Source organism: Lentzea albidocapillata (assembly GCF_000719115.1).
GTDB lineage: Bacteria > Actinomycetota > Actinomycetes > Mycobacteriales > Pseudonocardiaceae > Lentzea > Lentzea albidocapillata.
This window is the reverse complement of sequence record NZ_JOEA01000113.1, coordinates 1-229: the sequence shown is the minus strand read 5'-3', so window position 1 is coordinate 229 and position 229 is coordinate 1. Positions and strand designations below refer to the sequence as shown.

General features: G+C 62.9%; 1 protein-coding gene. It reads right to left on the bottom strand.

From position 1 onward, the window contains the following. Positions 1-229: fasciclin domain-containing protein (locus IG04_RS0142075; RefSeq protein WP_030482318.1), on the bottom strand; the 229-nt coding region annotated here is incomplete at both ends.

Genomic DNA, 229 nt, shown 5'->3' with positions numbered 1-229 from the left:
CGAGTCGATGAGGTACACGGTGGCGTTGGCGGTCTTCACGCCACCACAGATGACGTTGGCGTCGTTGACCTTGATCGCGTTGCCCGAACCGGTGACCTTCACGGTGCCGGTCTGGACGGACTTCTGGTCACCGGCGATCTTGTCGGGCGAGATCTGGCCGGGCACGACGTGGTACGTGAGGATCTTGGTCAGCAGCGCGTCGTCGGTCTTGAGCTTCTCGATCGTCGCG